Genomic DNA, 23,003 nt, shown 5'->3' on the forward strand with positions numbered 1-23,003 from the left:
CTAAAGAAAGCAAAAGGAAAATTATAAGGAATGAATGATGCGCTAAAAGTTGCCATAATACAAACTGATTTGGTTTGGGAAAATCCCGAGGAAAACAGACGTTTGCTAGATGCTAAAATTGACGCCATTCCTGCAAATGCCGATCTTATTATTTTACCTGAAATGTTTAGCTCTGGCTTTACGATGAATCCTGCTGCTGTAGCTGAAACCATGAGTGGAGAAACTATTATTTGGTTAAAGAAGAAGGCACAAGAGAAACAAATGGCCATTATGGGAAGTCTTGTTATTTCTGAAAATAACAACTATTATAATCGCATGGTTTGCGTTGAGCCTTTAGGTAAAATTACACAGTATGATAAACGCCATACGTTTACTTTGGCCGGCGAACACAAAGTTTATAATGCAGGAACGGAAAAAGTGATATTTAACTATAAGGGCTGGAAAATTTGTCCATTGGTTTGTTACGATTTGCGTTTTCCAGTATGGTCCAGAAATGTTGAAGACTATGACCTTTTAATTTATGTATCCAATTGGCCAAAAATTAGGGTTGATGCTTGGGATGCACTTCTTAGAGCAAGAGCCATTGAAAACATGACGTTTTGTATTGGGGTTAATAGAGTAGGGTTAGATGGCAATAATTATGAGTACTCTGGTCATTCTGCAGCTTACGATGTTTTGGGCAGGCGAATGGACCATTTAAATGAAGATGAAGAAGCCACTGAGATTGTTACCTTAAAAAAGGATATTATTAAAAAATATAGAGAAAAACTGAACTTTCTAAATGATAGAGACAATTTTAATCTGTTAAGGTAAAATCGATTACAAAATCAAAACTCGATCGTACCGGATCAATCGGTTGCGAATAAGCCACGCGTTCAGGCTGAATTCCTAACAAGAAATTTCCAGTGTCGTATATTTTATTTTCATTGGCATCGTAAATGGCGCGTAAACTATATTGCCGGGCTTCCAAATTGGTAAAATCTACAACAGGAGTATCTTTGGCATAACGTTCATACATCACTACACCTTTATCATTCACTAACTGTACAATTAATGGAAGTTTAGCATTTCTTAGATTAACCCTAATATTTCCATATTCAGATTTCATTTTTGTGTTTACAACATAACTCAGTGTATCTTTATTGGTGTGGTCGTAGAAATCTGTAAAGGTGCCAGGAAGCATCCTAAATTTATATTTCTGACCTTCTTGCTTATCTATGGCAAACTTATATCTATTATAAAGAGAATCATATTCAACTTTATAAGTTACAGTTAAGGAATCCTTATCGATCAATTTAATTTTTGTAGTATCAATTTTTGATAATGGTATATTAGCTTCCATAGTAAACTCGTCGTCATAACTTAAAGTTCCTTTGGTTAAAGCGGTCATTTTTAATGAATCTCCTTTTATAGTTCTAAAACGATGCTTAAAGGTATCGATTTGTTGTCCGTTTGTAACCACGAAAAATGTGGTGTCAATTTCAAATTTTGGTTTATACCAATAATATAAGGTGTCTGTATTGACATCCTTTAAAATGCGGGTTTTAAAATCGTCAGGTGTGTCTGCCAAGATTTTAATGCGCATATTCTCATAACTCCCTTCATAAGGAAATATAATTCTAGTTTCACCATCTTGTGTCGGCTTAATGGCTTTAAAATTAACCTGTTCATTAAAAAGAGTTAATTTATGAGTCACAGAGGTATCTTTAGGCAAAGTTATAAAACCTTCGTTGAAACCTATTTTGTCGTTTTTCTGATTAAACGTGTAATTCGAATTTATATCCTTTAATGCAATTATCTTATAAGTGCCTTCTTTAACATTATCGATGCTAAACGTGGTAACGCTATCTAATGTATTGGTAATATATCTCGGCTTTTGTTTAAAAACGATAGAATCGGAGTATGTAGAATCAGCTTCATATAGCATAACTGACACAAAGGTATCAGGTTCTTTTAACAATGCGTCTTCAATATACCCTTTTACAGAGAGTGAATCTATGACATCTCCGGTTGAAAATACATAGCGATAATAGGGGTAAGGATTTGCTTCGTTATTATCTACAATGCTCTCCCCAAAGTTAAAAGCATATGTAGTATTATCTTTTAAGGTGTCTTGAATGGTAATAGATATGTATTTGCTCGCACCACTTGCCGGAGTTACAATAGGGTCTGTATCCATCGGAGGTGAGATAATAAGTTGTTTTCTTAAGTCGTTAATTTTAACATATTCATTAAAATAAATTCTAATATTTTTCCCTTTGAAATTAGTAGAATAATTTTCAGGAACGGATTCCGTGATTATTGGAGCTTCAATATCTTTTTCACCTCCAGTTGGTGTACCACGATTGGCGCAACTAGCTAAGCCAATTGCAATTAAAATTAGACTTAAAATCTGTAATAGAGATAAACGCATTTATTCAAAATAATTTAGCACAAAGAAACAATATAATTTATATAGAAACGAAAAATTTAATCTGCAATTGCCATGGTGACAAGACTTAACTTAATATTATCAATTTTTAGTAAAACAGTGGCACAGGCTTCTACTGTGGCTCCCGTGGTAATAATATCATCTACTAATAAAATATGTTTTCCTGCTAAAGATTTATTTTCGGAGATATCAAATATGGCCCCATCGTCATTCCAACGTTTCAAACGCCCTTTAAAAACTTGTGTTTTTGTAGATTTCGTTTTTATTAGAACGGTATCGTTATACGATGCATTTAAAGCGCTCGCAATTTCTTTTCCAAATTTAGCGACTTGATTATACCCACGTTTTCTCAATTTTGACTTATATAAGGGGACAGGAATAACGGTATCAATAATTTTATAACCTTCTATTGTTGCTAATTCTGAGCCCAACCATTGGCCAAAAAAAGTACCAATCTCTTCATGCCCTCGATATTTTAAATTATGCAGTATTTGTTGTACAATTCCTTTTTTTGAAAAATGCAATAAAGCGGAGGCATTTTCTAATTTTACCCGACCGTAAACACGCTTTTTTACGTCTTCTGCATCGGTAAAATGAAAGTCGGTCACTGGTAAATGATGTCTGCAAGAAGTACACAGAATAACCTGATTGTCAGTTAAAACAGCATCACAAGCTTCGCAAACCTTGGGAAAGAACAAGTTTAACAAGTTTTTCATCACTTAATCGAATAAACTAAAATAGCTATATAATTAACTTTAATTTCGCATTAAATTAAGAAAATAAATAATGATAGTTAACCCTCAGCTATTTAATTATAGATTAATTATAAGTTCTTTGCTAATCGTTTTATCTGTTTTAGGAATATATAGCTTTGATAAATATAAATCCATTGAATCCTACGAAGAATTCCTAATACAAGAAAAAGGTTTGATAGAGACCGAACTGTCAGACCTATTGTTAAGTTATGACGAACTCGGCCAAGACTATAATCTTATGGCCTCAAAGCTACAAGACGCAAAACAAGAAACTAAGATTGCTTTAGACTCGCTAAGATTATTAAATAGTGATTTAACTATAATTACAAAGTATAAAGAGCAGCTTGTAATTTTGAAATCTAAAAGTCAGGTGCTTCTCGGTACCATAGACTCTCTAGATGCTGCAAATAAAAAACTACAGAAAGAAAAACGTTATGCTCTAAATACCATTAGAAATAACACGAACACTATTAATAGTTTAGAAGTAGTAAATGACTCTCTACATAAATCTATTGATAATGCAGCTATTATAAAGGCGAGTAATATAACAGCACAACCGTACAAATTTAAGTCGGGAAAAAAACGTTATACCGATCGTGCAAGACGTGCCAATGCGATTGATGTTTGCATTACTTTAAACGAAAATCCGTTAGCTAAAAAAGGAAATAAATCTATTTTTATACAGATTCTAAGTCCAGAAGGTAATGTGGTTTCTGATAAAGGAGAAATAATTTTTGGTGACACATCTTTAAATTATAGTAAGAAAGAAGTTGCTACATATACCAATAATAATTTGGAAATTTGCTCAGCTATTGTAGCGGGTGAGGACGATCAACCTTTTTCAGAAGGCTTTTATTTTATAAATATTTTTCACGAAAACGTAAAACTCGGCAGTACGAGTATAAAGCTCAATTAATTTGAGTATAGATTTAACAAGATAAATTTTGAAAAACCGTTCTGTTAATCAGAGCGGTTTTCTATTTTTGCAGCATTATGGCAAACGACGATCAATTTAAAAAAGTAATCTCTCACGCAAAGGAGTATGGTTACGTGTTTCAGAGTAGTGAAATCTATGATGGACTAAGTGCAGTATACGATTATGCTCAAAATGGGGCAGAATTAAAGAAAAATATTAGGGACTATTGGTGGAAAGCCATGGTGCAAATGCATGATAATATTGTGGGTATTGATGCTGCAATATTTATGCATCCTACAACTTGGAAAGCTTCAGGACACGTAGATGCATTCAGTGACCCTTTAATTGACAATAAGGATTCTAAAAAACGTTATAGAGCAGATGTTTTAGTGGAAGATTACTGCGCTAAAATTGAAAACAAAATCGAAAAGGAAATTAAAAAAGCCGAAAAACGCTTTGGAGATGCTTTTAATAAAGAGGAATTTGTTTCTACTAATGGACGTGTAGTCGGTTACCAAGAAAAAATCGATTCAATTTTAAAACGTTTAGGGCAATCTTTAGAAAAAGAAGATTTAGCTGATGTGAAAGCGTTGATTGAAGAATTGGAAATTGCATGTCCTGTTGCGGGAAGTAGAAATTGGACCGATGTTAAGCAATTCAATTTAATGTTTGGAACAAAACTTGGCGCTTCTGCAGAAACGGCAATGGATTTGTATTTACGACCAGAAACTGCTCAAGGTATTTTTGTTAATTTTTTAAATGTTCAAAAAACAGGGCGTTTAAAGATTCCGTTTGGAATTGCACAAACAGGAAAAGCCTTTAGAAATGAAATTGTAGCACGACAATTCATTTTTAGAATGCGTGAATTTGAACAAATGGAGATGCAATTTTTCATTAAGCCTGGAACTCAGAAAAAATGGTTTGAATACTGGAAAGAGACGCGTTTAAAATGGCACCAATCTCTTGGTTTAGGTGAAGAAAATTACCGTTTTCACGATCATGAGAAATTAGCGCATTATGCGGACGCAGCTACAGATATTGAATTTAAATTTCCATTCGGATTTAAAGAATTAGAAGGCATTCATTCGCGTACTGATTTCGATCTAAAACAACATGAAGCATTTTCAGGTAAAAAATTACAGTATTTTGATCACGAGGACAACGAAAGTTATACTCCTTACGTACTTGAAACCTCTATTGGTTTAGACCGTATGTTTTTAGCCGTTTTCTCAAATGCTTTAATGGAAGAAGCCTTAGAAGATGGCAAAACACGTACCGTATTAAAGTTACCAGCAGTTTTGGCACCAGTAAAAGCCGCGATATTTCCATTATTGGCAAAAGATGGCTTACCTGAAATTGCACAGCAAATTGTAGAAGATTTAAAATGGGATTTTAATGTAACTTACGAAGAAAAAGATACCGTTGGAAGACGTTATAGAAGACAAGACGCTAATGGAACGCCATTTTGTATCACTGTAGATCACGATACTTTAGAAGATAATTCGGTCACTATACGTCACAGAGATACTATGGAGCAGAAACGTGTTAAGATTGAAGATTTAAAAGCCATAATAAAAGCTGAGGTTGATGTAAAACATTGGCTTCAAAAAATGGAGATGTAACCAATTCCTATTGTAACAAGAATCTTATATATTAAAACTCTCAAGTCTTTAGATTGAGAGTTTTTCGTTTTTAAAAATGATCCTTTTTCGCTGTATTATAATTTTAAATGCTTATGGAGTCTGTGTGGTTGTTTATAGGGGATCTTAGTTTGAGATATCTAAATATTACAAAATCGCTTTAGCTAAATAAGCTGCATCTTTTTTAACACCGCCTAAAGTCGCAGAACCGCGGGTATGAAGCCAAGGCAGACCAATAAAATAAAGTCCTTTTGTAGTACTAATACCTCGGTGATGTTTTGGATAACCATCATGTGTAAGTACAATGTCTTCTATCCATTCAAAATTTGGTTTGTAGCCTGTTGCCCAGATAATATTTTTAATATCGGTAAGTTTTTCGGTTGCAGTTATAATTGTATTTGAGTCAGCATTGAGTGTACGACCAACGGTTTCAACATTATAGCGTGTAATAATAGATTGTACATCTGTACCAATTATGGGTTGTTTAGATTGATTAATTTTTTTTCCAATCCACGAAGTTTTGCTGAAGCTTAAAAATCCAGTGATGGTAAACCACCACCATAAGGTTTTTCCTAAAATTTCTTGTGGTAACGTTCTAATATCTGTACTCCCTGAGAAGTATGTCATTTCATTGGTATGCTTAGAAATTTCATCTAAAATCTGAAATCCGCTGTCACCACCTCCAACCACTAAAGTTGCGCCTTTTTGTAATTGGTTTGGCGTTTTGTAATAATTACTGTGAACCTGATAAATATGATCCGAAAGATTGGTGTGAAATTTTGGTGTATAAGGTATATGAAACGGACCAGTAGCAATGATAACTTGTTTGCATCGAATTATCTGTTGATTTGTTTTAATGATAAATTCGTTTCCTTTCTTTTCAATACGCTCAGCTAGCGTATGTAATTGAATAGGAAATTTGAACCTTTCTACATATTGTTTAAAATAGTCGGCCACTTCATATTTATCAGGATAATGTCCTTTTAATGCCGGAAATGACATGCCTGGTAAGTGGTTGAACTCGGTTGGTGTGAATAATTTTAAAGAACTCCAGCGGTTAAGCCACGATGCTCCAATTTCTTCTTCTCTATCAATTATTAAGAAATCTTTCTGTTTTTGTTGTAAAAAATAAGCCATAGATAGTCCGGCTTGTGCTGCTCCTATGATAACAAAGTCTTTCATTAATCTGTTTTGTAGATGTTTTTTAACATTATACCATTTTTAAAGGTTTTACACAAATTGATTTTTATTTAAGAGTGACCGATTAAAAATAGTTCAATGTCCTTAACCTTCTTAATATCCAAACTTCTACGAAGTCTTTAAATTCACACTTTGTTTTTTTGAGTAGTTGTCAATCAAATAAATTATAGTTTTAATTGGAAATTTTTCGGTTAATTATTTCGTTAAAATTAAGTTTATGTTCTAAAATTCGCGATAGCTCTCGGTACGATCTTACGTCTTTAATTATGTAATTTAATTAGAAATAAGCCTTTAACTGTACCGTTCCGGTATGGATAACATCCGAAGTTTCAGATTTTCGACCAAAGTAATTCAAATTCAAATCTAAATATTTCGTCAGCTTTTTCTGTGCTAATAAGCTCCATGTAAAGTTTTTTCCTGGCTGTAAACCTTCGAGCATTTGGTAACCAATAGGTGAATTTGCATTGCCTTCAAATTCATTTTGAAAGAAATTAAATTCCCCTGTTAGTGCTATTTTTTGGGCATTATTATAAGTGAAAGACAAACCATAATTATTCTGTGTCAAGGTCTCTAGATTTCCAATAGTATTTTCTTTGGAGGTGTACTGATAGAACACATCAAATTGCGCATTTTCGCTAAACAAATAACTTAATTTGGGTTTAAACTGGTAGTTGTCGATAGTGTAATTTCTATTAGAAAAATTCTGGCTTTTACTGTCATCTTTTCCCAAACTTGCCAAAGAGTTTACCAGCCAATTCACGTTGAATTTATGATTAAAATTAAGTTGATGACTGTTTGTTTTGTTTTGTTGCAAACCTGTAGAAAGTAAATTTCTACTCTTATTAGTTAAAAAAGTGTAGGATGTGGTGTAGCGCTGTTTTCCTCGGTTGAAAAATAATATATTTCGAATACTATAATTAATAGACACGAAATCTTCAATATCCAAATCATCTTTTAAAGCTTCAAACGGATTTAAATTAAATGAGTTCCCTTCTTTAAATTTTTTACTATCCACTATAAATGAAGCCTGGTCATAAAAATGTGACCAAAATTGTTTCGATTTATTTTCAGAAACATTCCATGGCTGTGGATTTATTGTCACGGTTTGCCCAAATCTATTTTGATGCGTTTGTACAAAAACCTGATTAGGCAATAAGATTCTTATATAACTTCCTTGGTCCGCAAATTGCGCAATTTCAAACTCGTCCAGCTCTTGTATACCGTTCTCATTGTAGTCAATCCAAGTATAAGCACCTTGCCCAGCTTCCACTTCAACATAAGTGAAATCTTGTTGTGCCAACGTACCTGAATTGGTTTCAAAATTGGTATTTAAAACGATGAGGTTATTAAATAATTTCTGATTAAAATTTAGGCGGCCATTCAAGCTTTGTTCATCTTCTCTAGACGCTTCGGGATTGTTATCTTCGGACTTTAAATCCCGGTAATTAGCATATACTTGAAGGGTTGTGTTGTTATTCTGAATTAAACGCGATTTTAGATAATAGGTGTTAGAACTGTTAACTGGTTTTAGGATATTATTTCGTAAACTGTCATTAAAACGTTTTATATAACCGACTTCGGCAAAAACTTTGGTGCTATCTCCAACACCAATAAAAGCTTCGTAGGCTTTAAATTTTTGACTTAAAGGAGTTAGGGAATCGGTAATAATAACACGTTGTTCATTATCTTCCGTTGAAAATTTTACACCAGCCCATTTGTCATTTTTACCATAAACCACGCGATTAAAAGACCGAACAAAAATAGAACGATTGATGCTGCTTTCATTATTTAAAATACTAGAATTAGAAAAAATCCTGAAGTTTCCCAAATGTAAGTTGGCATTAATATTATGACGGTTACCGTTGAAATTTTCGGAATAATTGAGATGTTCAAAATTGTACGTAGCAACACCTTTATTGGCATGAGATAAGCGTAAACCTGATGTAATTAATAATTGATTTCCTAAATTAATATTGATTTGATTCGTTTCTGAAGTATCCAAATTCCAATCTCTATTGAATTCCGCTCTGTACAAACGCTGTATCGTCCTAAAATCTTTTTGAATAAAATCCGCATCGACGAGTGCTGATAAGTTCCAAAGACTATCCGATTGAATTAGATTTTGTTTTAAGGTGAATTTGCCAGCGAAACCATCATTATTAGCATCCTCAAAATTCGAAAATAAATTATCGTCTTTTTTACTTCCAGCCACTTCAAAAAAGAGATCAGTTTTTTCGCTCGGTTTGTATTGGCCGTTCACTGTTGCAATTTGCAAACGCTCTGGCGCCACCAGTTGTATAATAGGATTATAATTTCCCTGAGGAATACCAGCAATTGGTGCAATGTATTCATAAATGTTATTAATGGCATTAGAATTCGTTAACACATAATCGCCTTGGTTAGCACCAACCAGTGTAAAGCGTACATTGAATAATTCGTCTTCTATGTTGTTGGAATACACAAAAATTTCCGCTGTGTTAACCATTTCTTTCCGATATAGAATTCTATTTTCAGAAAATGTCGCTGGCGAAGCCGAAGGTGCTGTCATTAAATCCCTGTTGTCGCCTGCGGCAGCTAAGGTTTCTGTTTGTTCGGTTGAAAGATTTTGTTGTAATGGTTGGTTTTTCGCATCACTTTCCGAATATATCGATACATTTAATTTTAAGATTTCAGTGTTATAATTGGCTCCACCAAAAACAGTGAATCTTGAATAATTTCGTTCGCTAAATTGGTAATCGACCGTAATACGCATTTCGGAAGTAATCGGAAATGTAGGATTGAAAATGATTTCGCCAGCATTATAATCAATGATATAATCGTTGTTTTCACCACGTTCTAAAGGTACACTATTCACATATACCGTTTCGCTACCAGATACAATGAGCACGTATAATTCATTATTAGAACCGCGTAATTTGTATGGTCCTTGGTTGCCTTCTTGCGCGGTAAATTGTGTGCTTGTAAACTGACCGCGGACCAAAGCGCCAGAAGCGAACACTGAAGTTTTGTCGCTTAAATTAGCATTGACCAATAACCCTTGCACACGTTTTGAGAAATTAGCGAAATAACTTTTGTTGTTTTCCAAATCAATATCACCCGCACGTATATTCCAATCGTCACTGAGCAATTCAATAAAAACTTGGTCAAACTCATCTAAGCGTTGCGAATATCCACTTTCTTGTAACGGAATATTTGCATCTTGAATAGAAGCTCTCAACGCTACTTTATCACTCAATTTTCCAGAAATTTGTAAATCGAGTTCGCTATTTAATACTGAATTTTGATTATTTCCGATGGTCACTCCTCGCGAAATACTTCCCGAAGTCGTCAGTCCATCAAATGGAGTAAAAGTATTTTTTCTATTGGTATTTTGTAAGGTGTATAACTGTTGAAACGGCGTTGAACGATTTACAATAACATTATCATCTAATTGTTTATACACTTGGGTTAAAAACTTCGGATAGCGTAAATACTCAATTTTAATAGTATCAATTTCAGAGGGTTCTTTGAAACGTAAAATGGCTTTAACAAAATCAATAGAATATAAGGTAGAATCCAAGATTTTATTGTCTTTCGTTTTAACTACAAATCGAGAAGGGTTTATACTAATGGAATCAATTATTATAGAATCTTTTGCCGCTACTGTCTTTATCCTGAAATTATTATCCTGCTCTTGGGTAAAACCCAAAAATGTCGATAGTAATACTAGAAATAATAACGATTGCTTCATGTAGAGTAATAACTGTTTTAAACTTAAAATATTTTATCGTTAAAAGCAGTATAAAATTATAGGGTAAAAGTACAGTATTATTTAATTTAGGCCCATAATGGGCTTTTAACATAAAAATTAAAATAGATTACAATATGAAAATAGTTTCTTATAACGTAAATGGCATTAGAGCAGCCGTAAAAAAAGGTTTTGTGGATTGGTTGAAAGCCACAAATGCAGATGTTATTTGTTTGCAAGAAATTAAAGCGATGGAAGAACAGCTAGATTTAGATTTGTTTACAGAAGCTGGTTACCACTTCAATTATTGGTTTAGTGCACAGAAAAAAGGCTATAGTGGAGTTGCTATTTTGTGTAAACAAGAACCTAATCATATCGAATTCGGAACCGGAATAGAATCGATGGATTTTGAAGGAAGAAATATCAGAGTGGATTATGATGGAGTTAGCATTATGAGCATGTATTTACCTTCTGGAACTAATGACGCACGTTTATCGCATAAGTTTGAATATATGAATATGATTCATAATTATTTGAATGAATTGCAAACCGAAAAACCCAATTTGGTGGTTTGTGGCGATTATAATATTTGTCATGAAGAAATCGATATTCACAATCCAAAAATGAAAGGTGTTTCAGGGTTTTTACCCGAAGAACGTGAATGGTTAGGAGAATTTATTGATAGTGGATTTGTAGATAGTTTTAGGTTTTTACATCCTGAACGTCAGGAATTTTCGTGGTGGAGTTATAGAGCAAATGCTAGAGCTAATAACAAAGGTTGGCGATTAGATTATGCTATGGTAAGCGCACCATTACAAGAAAAAATAAAACGAAGCGTTATACTTACAGAGGCGGTTCATAGTGACCATTGTCCAATTTTATTGGAACTTGAAATTTAATAAACCGTAGTCAGTAGTCCATATAAAATAGGCTAAGGCGTAATTAAAATTTGAAGCAATATCAAAAAATCTCACAATGAATGCTGAACATCGTTCAGTACCTACAACATATAACTTAACACCTAAAACATGATAAAAAAACTCGCAATCTTCGCATTAACACTTACAGTATTTACCTCTTGTGTATCTAAGAAAATTTATACCGATCTTGAAGATAAGTATACCGATCTAAAAAAGGAGAACCGAAATTTATCTGATGAGGTAGAAACCTTATCTAAAGAAAAAAATAAACTTGATAATGATTTAAATAAGCTTCAGGCAGACTATGATGAGGCTATTGCTGAACGCGATAAACTTCAGGCCGATTATGCCGCTTCAAAATCAAATCTCGAAACTTTAAAAGCTTCCTATAAAGCTTTAGAAGAAAATAGTTCGGCTTCAATCGCTAAAAATTCACAAAAAAACAGAGAGCTTTTAGCGCAATTAGAAGCTAAAGAACAAGCCTTAGCAGCAGAGAGTGAACGCTTAAATACATTGAAAAAAGAATTGGAAAGTCGTTCTAAACGTGTTGCTGAATTAGAAAATGTTATTGCTAGTAAAGATGCAGCTATGCATAAATTGAAAGATGCAATTTCTAAAGCCTTAACTAATTTTGAAGGGAAAGGATTAACGGTAGAACAGCGCAATGGAAAAGTTTATATTTCTATGGAGAACAAATTGTTATTTGAATCTGGAAGTTGGTACGTTGGCTCACAAGGAAAACAAGCGGTAAAACAATTGGGTAGTGTTTTGGCAGAAAATCCAGATATCTCTGTTTTAATTGAAGGTCACACAGATAACGTGCCTTATAAAGGTAATGCTCAATTGAGTGGCAATTGGGATTTATCGGCAAAGCGCGCCACCGCTATAGTTAATATCCTTAGAGAAAATGCATCTATTAATCCTGAAAACTTAACAGCTGCTGGTCGTGGAGAATTTGCACCAATAGCAACAAACGATACGTCAGAGGGCAAAGCTAAGAATAGACGTATTGAAGTAATTTTGACGCCAAAATTGGATGAGATATCTAAATTGTTAAATGAAATATAATTGATTGTCTCATTAAGAATTGAGCATTTTTTCTTGGTATAGAAAGCTACTAAATAGTAGATTTTCTATTCTTAAGATTGATAGGTTCTTCGTCTTCGAAATGAGTAATTAACAAACTTTTAGACCTTACAGATTTTAAAAACCTGTGAGGTCTTCATATATTTATACATTAATAGATGGACTCAGTGAACACAGCCAAAAAGTCCTATATTACTTGAGACGAAAGTTTAATTAGAACATCCCGAGGCTTCGGGACCTTTTTCAAGGGCACTAAATATGAAATATACAACACTACCAAATACAGATATAAAAGTCAGCAAAATATGCCTTGGCACCATGACATGGGGAAATCAAAACACCCAAGATGAAGGTTTTGCCCAAATGGATTATGCCTTAGATAAAGGTATTAATTTTTTTGATTGTGCCGAGCTTTATCCTGTGCCTGCCACACCAGAAACTTATGGGGAAACAGAACGTATTATTGGGAATTGGTTTGCCAAATCAGGCAATAGGGACAAAGTTATTTTAACTTCAAAAATAGCGGGTAACGGAGATTATACATCGCATATAAGAACTAATGGGTTTAGTAAACAAGCGCTTAACGACGCTGTAAATAACAGTCTAAAACGTCTTCAAACCGATTATATTGATTTATACCAATTGCATTGGCCAGAACGCGATACCAATTATTTTGGAGAACGCGATTATAACCATAGCACAAACAGTCAGTGGCAAGATAATTTTAATGAAATACTCCACAATTTAGAAGCTCTTATAACCTCTGGAAAAATAAGGCATATTGGTATTTCGAATGAAAAAGCTTGGGGAGCCATGCGTTTTATGCAGGAATCGAAAAGTCATAATTTACCTCGTATGATTACGATTCAGAATGCTTATTCTCTACTAAATCGAGTTTTTGAGGGAGATTTAGCCGAAGTTTCACATCGTGAAAATATGGGGTTATTAGCCTATTCGCCAATGGCATTTGGTGTATTATCTGCAAAATATATTAAGGGGAAAGATACGGCTAACTCAAGGCTGAATAAATTTTCGAGATATACGCGGTATAGTAGCGAACAAGCAACAAAAGCCACTAAACGTTATTTAAAAATAGCCGAAGACAACAACATGTCATTAGCTCAAATGGCCTTAGCATTTGTAAATGATAGACCATTTTTAACAAGTAATATTATCGGCGCCACAAGTATGGAACAGTTAGAAGAAAATATTGATAGTATAAATATTTCTTTATCTGAAGATGTTATGAAAGCCATAAATGAGGTGCATGCAGAGATACCAAATCCTGCACCTTAAATTTTAATCTGGCGATTAATCTGTTCTTGTAAAGAAATAAATGTTTCTGTTCTAGAAACTCCTTTTATACTTTGTATTTCAGAATTAAGTACGTGCATTAAGTGCTCATTATCTTTAGATAATATTTTAATAAAAATAGACCAGTTACCTGTGGTATAATGACATTCAATAACTTCAGGAATTTTTTGTAATTGTTTTACAGCTTCAGGGTTACTAATGGCTTTATCTAAATAGACACCCACAAAAGCCATAGTAGAGTAACCTAGAGCTTTAGGATTAATAATAAATTTTGAACCAGCTAAGAGGCCAGATTTTTCTAATTTCTTTAAACGTTGATGAATAGCAGCTCCAGAGATTCCCACGTTTCGTGCAATTTCAAGAATTGGTGTTCTGGCATCTTGCATTAATGCACGTAAAATTTTTTTATCAATACCGTCGATATAAATGCCTTTGTCGTTAATTTTCATTAGAATCTAACTTTAGTTTGAAAATTAAAAATAATAAAACAGTTTCATATTGTAACAATAATTAATGCAGGTTCTTAATTTTTTCAACTAACTGGTCTCTATTCTTTTAATTATATATTTAAAGGGTTGTAGCCTAAATAAGGCACGTCGTACTCTTTAAAAGTTATATCATAAGATTCTAACTCTTCTAAAATAGGAGTATAAACTTCTTTGGTAATTGGAATTTGAACCCCAGGTGTTTTAATTGTACCATTCAATATAGCTAGCGTGGCGATGGCTACAGGTAAACCAACTGTTTTTGACATGGCAGTATAAGTTTGATCCTTGCCAAGGGTAACCATAGTAGAATCAATTTGATGTTTCTCACCATTGAGTTCGTAACCAAATTTATGATACATCACTATCATGTCTTTATCATTTGGACTAAGCGTCCAGCTATCCGTTAAGATTTTCTGTAGAATTTGAGCAGGTGTCGCTTTGTCTAGCGTTACCATTTTTTTCGGATTAAAAATATCGAGCTCTAAAAATTTATCCCAAACAATGTCGTCTTGGTCGATTTTCAGTGCATGTCTAAATTTAAGTTCCACAGAATCGGTGGGGCTATAAGGTAAAAAAGAATTAACAAAATCGCGATAACTCATGTTAATACTGTCGTCAATAGTATAACTATCGTCAGTCATGCCTAACTGCACAAAAACGTTCCAAGCGCGGCTAAAACCAACACGTCGCATGGTGCCTCTGTATAACGTTTTAATATGGTCTAAACCATACACTTGCTGGTATTTTAGTGAATCTCTGTTGGCATAACCTTCAAAGCGTCCGTACCCTTCAACATCTAAAAATTCAGTACGTCTAAACAAACGATTATAGGGAATATATTTAAACTGATTTTCTTGGAGAAACTTGGCGGCTCCTCCTTGTCCGGCAACCACGACATTTCTAGGATTCCATGTAAACTTATAATTCCAAAGGTTATTATCGCTTTCAGGCGCGACTAAACCCCCTGTAAAAGATTCAAATAAAATCAGTTTTCCACCTTTCTCTCTTATATGATTTATAACTTTCATCGCACTCATGTGATCTAAACCCGGATCTACCCCGATTTCATTCATAAAAATGAGATTGTTCGCTTTAGCGTCTTCATCTAAGGCCTGCATTTCTGGACTAACATAAGAAGCCGTAACCATATTCTTTTTATAGGAAATACAATCTTTGGCTACTTCAATATGAAAACGTGCTGGAAGCATTGAAATCACTATGTCTGCTTTTTTAACGGCAGCCATTCTCGATTCCGCATTAAACACATCTAAGTGAATAATGTTTGTATTAGGATGATTGCCAACAAGCTGTTTGGCATTTTCTATATTGAGATCACCAATAGTAATTCTAAGGTTTTCAGATTGAGATTTATCGAGTAAATATTTTATAAGATATGATGAAGATTTCCCAGCACCAATGATTAAAATGTTTCGCATAATTAGGTATATATGTCTAAATTTGTAGTCACGAAAGTAAGAAATACAACAGGCAATAAAAACCGAAAACGACTTTTTATTATGAATAGGAAATTACTAATTGCAGGAGCTATTTTAGGGATTTTAGGGATAGTTTTAGGTGCATTTGCTGCACACGGTTTAGAGAAGTTAGTTGATGTTGAGGCTATTAATTCGTTTGAAACAGGTGTGCGATATCAAATATATCATGCCTTTTTTCTTATTATTTTGGGAGCTACTTCCTTTTTGAAATTAAGAACGAAAAAGATAGTATTTTATTTAGTGCTTTGTGGGGTTATATTCTTCTCGGGTTCTATATATGGATTGGCAACAAATACATTATCGACCTTTGATTTTAAAACCATTGCCTTAATAACACCCGTTGGAGGCTTACTACTCATTGTAGCTTGGATTGTTATGTTGGTAGGGATTATAAATGGTAAAGTGGATTAATGGAATTCATTACGGTTGTTTCAAAATAAAATTTTAATTTTGCAGCATAAAACAACACAAATATTATGGCAAACCATTCTCAATCAGCGAAAACGATTTCGTTAGACCAATATGGAATTAAAAATGCAAAAGTCAACTATCAATTATCTTCGGATGAACTTCATGCTGAAACCATCTCTAAAGGTCAAGGTGTAGAAGCATCTTCAGGTGCTTTAGCGGTTAATACAGGTGAGTTTACTGGTCGTTCTCCAATGGACAGATTTATCGTAAAGGATAATATTACTGAAGATAAGGTTTGGTGGGGAAATATTAATATTCCGTTTGAGAGTGATAAATTTCAGAAACTTTATGATAAAGTGGTTGATTATTTATCTGAAAAAGAAATTTATGTACGAGATAGCTATGCATGTGCAGATGAAAATTACAAGTTAAATATAAGAGTCATAAATGAATATCCTTGGAGTAACATGTTTGCTTATAATATGTTTTTACGTCCTACGGAAAATGAATTAAAAGACTTTTCACCAGAATGGACTGTGGTAAATGCACCAGGATTTATGGCAGATCCGGAGGTAGATGGGACACGCCAACATAACTTTGCGATCTTAGATTTTACACGTAAGATTGCTTTAATTGGAGGAACGGGTTATACAGGTGAAATTAAAAAAGGAATTTTTTCCGCATTGAATTTTATTCTTCCTGTATTTAAAAACACCTTACCTATGCACTGTAGTGCTAATGTAGGTAAAGACGATGATACTGCAATTTTCTTCGGTTTATCAGGTACAGGAAAAACAACGCTTTCTACAGATCCTAATCGTAGTTTAATTGGTGACGATGAACACGGATGGACTAAGGAAAATTCGGTATTTAATTTTGAAGGCGGCTGTTATGCTAAAGTTATCAACCTATCACAAGAACAAGAACCAGAAATTTTTGCCGCTATAAAAAAAGGAGCGATTTTAGAAAATGTTATTATGGATGATAACGGCGACGTTGATTTTGCTGATACGTCTATTACCCAAAATACAAGGGTTAGCTATCCAATATACCATATCGATAATATTAAAAAACCATCTATAGGAAAAGACCCAAAAAATATATTTTTCTTAACTGCAGATGCGTTTGGTGTGTTGCCTCCGATATCTAAATTGACTCCGAGTCAGGCAGCCTATCACTTTATTTCTGGTTATACCGCTAAAGTTGCTGGAACTGAAGCTGGAGTAGTGGAACCTGTTCCTAGTTTTTCAGCATGTTTCGGAGCTCCATTTATGCCATTACATCCTACGGAATACGCAGATATGTTGAGTAAAAAAATGTTAGAAGCAGGTGTTAATGTGTGGTTAGTAAATACAGGTTGGACCGGTGGTCCTTATGGTGTTGGCACACGTATGAAATTGAAATATACTCGAGCTATGATTAATGCGGCTTTAAATGGTGATTTAAAAGATTATAGCTATGAAAATTACCATATCCATTCCGTATTTGGGGTGGCACAACCAAGAACATGCCCAGGAGTACCGACAGAAGTGTTGAGTCCTAGAACAACTTGGAATGATGATGAATCGTATTATAAAATGGCGTTTAAATTATCGAATGCATTTAGAGAGAATTTTAAAAAGTTTGAATCTTATGCATCAGAAGAGGTGCGACGTGGTGGACCACAACGTTATGCATTTTAATACTTATTTTTAAATAATAAAAAAGCAACCTCTTTGGGTTGCTTTTTTGTTTTTCCTGTATATAAAGTTCAAAAGACTTGAGCTCCTTAAATTTTAAACATTTGGTTTCAATTTTAATTTTAACAGAGAAAATTATAATTGAATAGGTGAAATTTAAACCATTAGTGTTTCGTGTAAAATTGAGAACATTAATACAGTTTAAATCGTATTGTCTCGCATAAATTCTTCGGCTTTTTCTACCATATTCTTACTCCCACAAATAAATGGAACTCGCTCGTGCAATTCTGTAGGTTCAATATCCATAATTCTGGTAAAACCATCACTGGCTTTACCTTTAGCTTGTTCGGCTAGAAAAGCCATAGGATTACACTCATATAATAAACGTAACTTTCCTTTAGCGTTCTTTGAACTTTTTGGATACATATAAATTCCTCCTTTAATCATATTTCTATGAAAATCAGAGACCAACGAACCTATGTATCGAGATGTATAAGGTCGGTCACCTTCTTCTTCTTGACAATACTTTATATATTTTTTGATGCCTACCGGGAAATGAATATAATTCCCCTCATTAACGGAATAAATGTTTCCGTTTTCAGGAAATTCCATATTAGGATGCGATAAATAGAAAGTACCTATAGCAGGATTTAAAGTAAATCCATTAACACCATCTCCAGTTGTATAAACCAACATTGTAGATGTTCCGTAAACAACATAGCCTGCAGCTACCTGTTTGTTTCCTTTTTGTAAAAAATCGTCAATCGTAACAGGTGTGCCAACAGGAGTAACACGTCTAAAAACAGAAAATATAGTTCCAACAGATACGTTAACATCAATATTAGACGACCCATCTAATGGATCAATGAGCACTACATATTTATTCTGATTGTTTTCGTCTTGGCTATTAATAGCAATAAAATCATCTTCTTCTTCACTCGCAATACCACAAACAATATTTCGTTTTGTCATGGTTTGAATAAATTTAACATTAGCATAAACGTCTAGTTTCTGCTGATCTTCACCTTGTATATTTGTGTCACCTGCAGCGCCAATGATATCTACTAACCCCGCCTTATTTACTTCGTGATTTACCACTTTGGCCGCCAAACGGATAGAATTTATAAGTCTTGAGAGTTCGCCGGATGAGTATTTAAAAGACGATTGATTTTCAATGATAAATTCACCTAAGGTTTGGTTGAGTTTAGAATTAGACATAAAGTGTTTTTATTGATTATTAGTCACAAATATCGCATTTTTTAACAAACTATAACGTTTTCGTTATTTAAATTAATTGTTAGGTCAACCGAGTTGGTTTATATTTGAACTTACTTTTACTTTAGCGATGAACCAACCAAGATTAGCCAACAAACAAGATATGCCAAGAGTCTTAGAACTCATTCAAGAACTGGCACTTTTTGAAAAGGAAACAGATGCTGTAGAAATTAATGTATCTGATTTAGAAAATGATGGTTTTGGCACTAAACCAAAATTTACCTGCTTCGTTATAGATGTCAGCCATACAATTGAAGGTATTGCTTTGGTATATCCTAGATACTCCACTTGGAAAGGAGAAGTTTTGCATTTAGAAGATCTTATTGTTAGCGAAAAATGTCGAGGAACAGGTTTAGGAACGCAATTACTAGATGCGGTCATTAAACACGCCAATCAATTAGGCGTAAAACGAGTATCCTGGGAAGTCTTAGATTGGAATGATTCCGCCATACAATTTTATGAGCGTAAAGGAGCCAATGTTATGCGCGATTGGAATGTGGTACATTTAGATGAAAACGGTATTATAAACTATATAAACCAATTATAATGCGTATTTACAAATTTGGGGGTGCTTCAGTTAAAGATGCCGATGGGGTAAAAAACTTAGCAAAAGTTTTACAAACTACCGGATATGACAATACGTTAGTTGTGGTTTCTGCTATGGGAAAAACAACCAATCGAATGGAGTTAGTTATCAAAAACTATTTTGAAAACAAATCAGAATTACAAGGTGCCATTCACGAGATCATGAAAGATCATAATGACCTTCTCGTAAAATTATTCCAGAATAAACATCATGAAGTATTTACAGATATAAAACTACTTTTCGATGAGCTAAATGCGTTTTTTAAAAGTAATAAGTCACCAGATTATAATTATGTATATGATCAAACTATTGGTTTTGGTGAGCTCATTTCGTCAACAATTATTAGTCATTATCTCAATGATATTGGCATAATAAATAAATGGGTCGATGTTAGGGAATTTATAAAAACGGATAATTACTACAGACGCTCAAATGTGAATTGGGAAACGACTCAAGAGAATATTGCACTTAATTTAGATACTAATATTTTAAATATAACGCAAGGATTTTTAGGTAGCGATGCTAATAATTTTACAACAACCTTAGGTAGAGAAGGTAGTGATTATACTGCGGCGATTTTTGCGTATTGCCTAAATGCTAATAGTGTCACAATCTGGAAAGACGTTCCTGGCGTATTAAATGCGGATCCTCGCTATTTTGATAATGCACAATTATTGCATCAAATTTCTTATAGAGAAGCTATTGAGTTGGCTTTTTATGGGGCTTCCGTAATTCACCCTAAAACGCTTCAGCCGTTGCAGCGCAAAGAAATTCCGCTGTATGTAAAATCATTTTTAAATCCAGAAGGCGCTGGCACTTGTGTAAGTAAAGGACAAGCTTTGGTGCCAGAAATTCCATGTTTTATAGTTAAAAAAAATCAGATTTTAATTTCGTTATCATCACTCGATTTTTCATATATCATGGAAGAAAATATTAGTGATATTTTTAGTTTATTGCATTTATATAAAATGAAGGTTGATGTTATTCAGAATTCAGCGATAAGTTTTTCTGTTTGTATTGATAATTTATATGATAATTTAGAACGATTACTGCAACATCTAAAAGCAAAATTTCAAGTCACCTGTCATCAAAATGTGAATTTATACACCATTAGGCACTATAATGACAGCGCTATACAAGAGCTTGAAAAAGATAAAACGGTATTATTAAAGCAATTAGCGCAAGGAACAGTACAAATCGTAACTAAATAAACTTCACTACATTTGTCGTATGGGGAAATCGTCTGATACAGGTTTAGTAACTGCAAAAGAAGTAGCAAAAGCAATCCATACTGATAAGTATGGTTTTTTGGGTACGTTTTCTGGCTGGATACTAATGAAAGTACTCAAAATATCGACCTTAAATAAAATTTATAATCGCAATAAACATCTAAGTGAACTCGAATTTTTGGATGGTATTTTGGATGAATTTCAAATAAAGTTTGAAATTCCGGAAGAAGACATGAAACGTCTGCCAAAGGAAGGTCCTTATATTACGATTTCTAATCATCCGCTTGGTGGCATTGATGGAATTTTATTATTAAAACTGATGCTAGAACAGCGCAGCGATTTTAAGATCATTGCTAATTTCTTGCTACACCGTATCGAGCCTCTTAAATCCTATATAATGCCGGTAAATCCTTTTGAAGAAAGAAAGGATGTAAAAAGTAGTATTGCTGGTTTTAAAAATGCGATAAAACATTTAAGAGCGGGTCATCCCTTAGGTGTATTTCCCGCTGGCGAAGTATCTACTTATAGAGATGGAAAATTGGTGGTAGATAAAGAATGGGAAGCAGCCGCAATGAAACTAATTCAAAAAGCTGAGGTTCCTGTAGTGCCTATTTATTTTCATGCTAAAAATAGTCGATTGTTCTATAGGCTTTCTAAACTGAGTGATACGTTGAGAACGGCTAAATTACCTTCTGAATTATTAACACAAAAACGTCGTGTAATAAAAGTTAGAGTAGGAAAAGCAATTTCCTTAAAAGACCAAAACGAACACCCAAGTCTTCAAGAATTTTCAGAATTTTTGAGGCGTAAAACTTACATGTTATCTAAAACTTTTGAAGATAAACCTAAGATATTAGATAATATTCAATCGCAGTTAAAAGTCGCAAAAATTCCTAAACGTATTGTAACTCCTATTGCACCTAAAATGATGATTGCTGAGTTAGATAAACTTAGAGTAAATGATTTTAGACTATTAGAAAGTAAAAATTACGAAGTGTTTTTAGCGCCACCTAAAGATATTCCTAATATTTTACGAGAAATAGGAAGGCTTAGAGAAATTACATTTAGAGAAGTAGGAGAAGGCACCAATGAAGCTATAGATTTAGATAAATTTGACACGTATTATCATCATATGTTTCTATGGGATAATGAAAAAAATGTTATAGCAGGTGCGTATAGAATGGGTATGGGTTCTCAAATTTATAAACGATTTGGCATCGATGGATTTTATTTGCAAGATTTGTTTCGATTTGAACCTGAATTACATAAAATGATGAGCCAATCCATAGAAATGGGTCGCGCATTCATCATTAAAGAATACCAACAAAAACCGATGCCCTTATTTTTACTTTGGAAAGGTATTGTACACATTACATTGCGATTTCCTGAACATAAATATTTAATTGGTGGAGTTAGTATAAGTAATCAATTTTCTAACTTTTCTAAGAGTTTGATGATTGAGTTTATGAAATCACATTACTACGATCCATATGTAGCGCAATATGTACATCCGAAGAAGGAATTTAAGGTAAAGCTACAAGATGCCGATAAAGAATTTGTGTTCGATGAAACAGAAGCCGATCTAAATAAATTTGATAAAATTATAGATGAAGTAGAACCAGGAGCCTTAAGATTGCCCGTTTTACTTAAAAAGTACATAAAACAAAATGCGAAACTTGTCGCATTTAATGTAGATCCTCTATTTAATAATGCGGTCGATGGTTTAATGTATATTAAAATCGCAGATTTACCAGAAAGTACCGTTAGACCTGTTATGGAAGAATTTCAGGCGGAACTCGAGCGTAAGTTAGCAGATAATCATGAGGATAAATAAGGGGTAGTTTCATCCT

Annotated in this window: 18 protein-coding genes; 11 read left to right on the forward strand and 7 right to left on the reverse strand. The window is 33.7% G+C overall.

Features of this window, described 5'->3' with window-relative positions:
- Positions 1–30 precede the first annotated feature (30 nt).
- Complete coding sequence (locus tag QMA06_RS03910; RefSeq protein ID WP_290205544.1) at positions 31–813, forward strand: amidohydrolase; 783 nt, start codon at positions 31–33, stop codon at positions 811–813.
- Here the strand turns inward: QMA06_RS03910 and QMA06_RS03915 are convergent.
- Together QMA06_RS03915 and QMA06_RS03920 are read right to left on the reverse strand one after the other, a co-directional pair.
- On the reverse strand, positions 797–2,413 hold the full coding sequence (locus tag QMA06_RS03915) for an Ig-like domain-containing protein (protein ID WP_290205545.1): 1,617 nt from the start codon (positions 2,411–2,413) through the stop codon (positions 797–799). The genes QMA06_RS03910 and QMA06_RS03915 overlap by 17 nt on opposite strands.
- A 56-nt stretch (positions 2,414–2,469) precedes the next feature.
- Positions 2,470–3,129 (reverse strand): ComF family protein, encoded by a 660-nt coding sequence (locus QMA06_RS03920; RefSeq protein WP_290205546.1) that lies wholly within the window; start codon positions 3,127–3,129, stop codon positions 2,470–2,472.
- Positions 3,130–3,217: 88 nt separating this feature from the next.
- Between QMA06_RS03920 and QMA06_RS03925 the strand changes: the two genes are divergently transcribed.
- Together QMA06_RS03925 and QMA06_RS03930 are read left to right on the forward strand one after the other, a co-directional pair.
- Positions 3,218–4,102, forward strand: coding sequence for a hypothetical protein (locus QMA06_RS03925; RefSeq protein WP_290205547.1), 885 nt, complete (start codon positions 3,218–3,220; stop codon positions 4,100–4,102).
- Between the two features lie 77 nt (positions 4,103–4,179).
- Entirely contained in the window at positions 4,180–5,724 is a 1,545-nt protein-coding gene (locus QMA06_RS03930) for a glycine--tRNA ligase (protein WP_290205548.1), read from the forward strand.
- 165 nt (positions 5,725–5,889) lie between these two features.
- Here the strand turns inward: QMA06_RS03930 and QMA06_RS03935 are convergent, their stop codons facing one another.
- Together QMA06_RS03935 and QMA06_RS03940 are read right to left on the reverse strand one after the other, a co-directional pair.
- On the reverse strand, positions 5,890–6,924 hold the full coding sequence (locus QMA06_RS03935) for a flavin-containing monooxygenase (RefSeq protein ID WP_290205549.1): 1,035 nt from the start codon (positions 6,922–6,924) through the stop codon (positions 5,890–5,892).
- A gap of 295 nt (positions 6,925–7,219) precedes the next feature.
- Positions 7,220–10,672, reverse strand: coding sequence for a hypothetical protein (locus tag QMA06_RS03940; protein ID WP_290205550.1), 3,453 nt, complete (start codon positions 10,670–10,672; stop codon positions 7,220–7,222).
- 134 nt (positions 10,673–10,806) lie between these two features.
- Between QMA06_RS03940 and QMA06_RS03945 the strand changes: the two genes are divergently transcribed.
- From QMA06_RS03945 to QMA06_RS03955, 3 genes are all read left to right on the forward strand, one after another.
- Positions 10,807–11,568, forward strand: a complete 762-nt coding sequence (locus QMA06_RS03945) for an exodeoxyribonuclease III (RefSeq protein ID WP_290205551.1) — start codon at positions 10,807–10,809, stop codon at positions 11,566–11,568.
- Positions 11,569–11,697: 129 nt separating this feature from the next.
- Positions 11,698–12,657, forward strand: a complete 960-nt coding sequence (locus QMA06_RS03950; RefSeq protein ID WP_290205552.1) for an OmpA family protein — start codon at positions 11,698–11,700, stop codon at positions 12,655–12,657.
- Positions 12,658–12,933: 276 nt separating this feature from the next.
- Positions 12,934–13,971, forward strand: coding sequence for an aldo/keto reductase (locus QMA06_RS03955; protein ID WP_290205553.1), 1,038 nt, complete (start codon positions 12,934–12,936; stop codon positions 13,969–13,971).
- Here QMA06_RS03955 and QMA06_RS03960 read toward each other — a convergent pair.
- Both QMA06_RS03960 and QMA06_RS03965 read right to left on the reverse strand, forming a co-directional pair.
- Positions 13,968–14,438: an Lrp/AsnC ligand binding domain-containing protein gene (locus QMA06_RS03960; protein WP_290205554.1), complete on the reverse strand. Its 471-nt coding sequence runs from the start codon at positions 14,436–14,438 to the stop codon at positions 13,968–13,970. The genes QMA06_RS03955 and QMA06_RS03960 overlap by 4 nt on opposite strands.
- Positions 14,439–14,548: 110 nt before the next feature.
- Entirely contained in the window at positions 14,549–15,913 is a 1,365-nt protein-coding gene (locus QMA06_RS03965; protein ID WP_290205555.1) for a saccharopine dehydrogenase family protein, read from the reverse strand.
- Positions 15,914–15,994: 81 nt separating this feature from the next.
- Between QMA06_RS03965 and QMA06_RS03970 the strand changes: the two genes are divergently transcribed.
- A complete protein-coding gene (locus QMA06_RS03970) occupies positions 15,995–16,384 on the forward strand; it encodes a DUF423 domain-containing protein (protein WP_290205766.1) in 390 nt (129 codons plus the stop codon).
- A gap of 65 nt (positions 16,385–16,449) precedes the next feature.
- Positions 16,450–18,066 (forward strand): phosphoenolpyruvate carboxykinase (ATP), encoded by a 1,617-nt coding sequence (gene pckA, locus QMA06_RS03975; RefSeq protein WP_290205556.1) that lies wholly within the window; start codon positions 16,450–16,452, stop codon positions 18,064–18,066.
- Positions 18,067–18,264: 198 nt separating this feature from the next.
- Here pckA and fbp read toward each other — a convergent pair whose 3' ends face one another.
- The gene (gene fbp / locus QMA06_RS03980) at positions 18,265–19,281 is read right to left on the reverse strand and encodes a class 1 fructose-bisphosphatase (protein ID WP_290205557.1); all 1,017 of its coding nucleotides are present in this window, start codon (positions 19,279–19,281) and stop codon (positions 18,265–18,267) included.
- 127 nt (positions 19,282–19,408) lie between these two features.
- Here fbp and QMA06_RS03985 point away from each other — a divergent pair, with 127 nt between their 5' ends.
- The 3 genes from QMA06_RS03985 to QMA06_RS03995 are packed head-to-tail and all read left to right on the forward strand — an operon-like array spanning position 19,409 to position 22,987.
- Complete coding sequence (locus tag QMA06_RS03985; RefSeq protein ID WP_290205558.1) at positions 19,409–19,885, forward strand: GNAT family N-acetyltransferase; 477 nt, start codon at positions 19,409–19,411, stop codon at positions 19,883–19,885.
- Entirely contained in the window at positions 19,885–21,135 is a 1,251-nt protein-coding gene (locus QMA06_RS03990) for an aspartate kinase (protein WP_290205559.1), read from the forward strand. Before QMA06_RS03985 ends, QMA06_RS03990 begins: the two co-directional genes overlap by 1 nt.
- Positions 21,136–21,154: 19 nt before the next feature.
- Positions 21,155–22,987, forward strand: coding sequence for a lysophospholipid acyltransferase family protein (locus tag QMA06_RS03995; RefSeq protein ID WP_290205560.1), 1,833 nt, complete (start codon positions 21,155–21,157; stop codon positions 22,985–22,987).
- Positions 22,988–23,003 lie beyond the last annotated feature (16 nt).

Source organism: Winogradskyella bathintestinalis, assembly GCF_030407435.1.
GTDB classification, from domain to species: Bacteria; Bacteroidota; Bacteroidia; order Flavobacteriales; family Flavobacteriaceae; genus Winogradskyella; species Winogradskyella bathintestinalis.

Bases quoted from the DNA above. Each gene is read 5' to 3' on its own strand.
- QMA06_RS03995 (WP_290205560.1), top strand. From the start codon at position 21,155: ATGGGGAAATCGTCTGATACAGGTTTAGTAACTGCAAAAGAAGTAGCA.
- QMA06_RS03930 (WP_290205548.1), top strand. From the start codon at position 4,180: ATGGCAAACGACGATCAATTTAAAAAAGTAATCTCTCACGCAAAGGAG.
- QMA06_RS03960 (WP_290205554.1), bottom strand. From the start codon at position 14,438: ATGAAAATTAACGACAAAGGCATTTATATCGACGGTATTGATAAAAAA.
- fbp (WP_290205557.1), bottom strand. From the start codon at position 19,281: ATGTCTAATTCTAAACTCAACCAAACCTTAGGTGAATTTATCATTGAA.
- pckA (WP_290205556.1), top strand. From the start codon at position 16,450: ATGGCAAACCATTCTCAATCAGCGAAAACGATTTCGTTAGACCAATAT.
- QMA06_RS03940 (WP_290205550.1), bottom strand. From the start codon at position 10,672: ATGAAGCAATCGTTATTATTTCTAGTATTACTATCGACATTTTTGGGT.
- QMA06_RS03985 (WP_290205558.1), top strand. From the start codon at position 19,409: ATGAACCAACCAAGATTAGCCAACAAACAAGATATGCCAAGAGTCTTA.
- QMA06_RS03950 (WP_290205552.1), top strand. From the start codon at position 11,698: ATGATAAAAAAACTCGCAATCTTCGCATTAACACTTACAGTATTTACC.
- QMA06_RS03970 (WP_290205766.1), top strand. From the start codon at position 15,995: ATGAATAGGAAATTACTAATTGCAGGAGCTATTTTAGGGATTTTAGGG.
- QMA06_RS03935 (WP_290205549.1), bottom strand. From the start codon at position 6,924: ATGAAAGACTTTGTTATCATAGGAGCAGCACAAGCCGGACTATCTATG.
- QMA06_RS03925 (WP_290205547.1), top strand. From the start codon at position 3,218: ATGATAGTTAACCCTCAGCTATTTAATTATAGATTAATTATAAGTTCT.
- QMA06_RS03945 (WP_290205551.1), top strand. From the start codon at position 10,807: ATGAAAATAGTTTCTTATAACGTAAATGGCATTAGAGCAGCCGTAAAA.
- QMA06_RS03915 (WP_290205545.1), bottom strand. From the start codon at position 2,413: ATGCGTTTATCTCTATTACAGATTTTAAGTCTAATTTTAATTGCAATT.
- QMA06_RS03965 (WP_290205555.1), bottom strand. From the start codon at position 15,913: ATGCGAAACATTTTAATCATTGGTGCTGGGAAATCTTCATCATATCTT.
- QMA06_RS03910 (WP_290205544.1), top strand. From the start codon at position 31: ATGAATGATGCGCTAAAAGTTGCCATAATACAAACTGATTTGGTTTGG.
- QMA06_RS03990 (WP_290205559.1), top strand. From the start codon at position 19,885: ATGCGTATTTACAAATTTGGGGGTGCTTCAGTTAAAGATGCCGATGGG.
- QMA06_RS03955 (WP_290205553.1), top strand. From the start codon at position 12,934: ATGAAATATACAACACTACCAAATACAGATATAAAAGTCAGCAAAATA.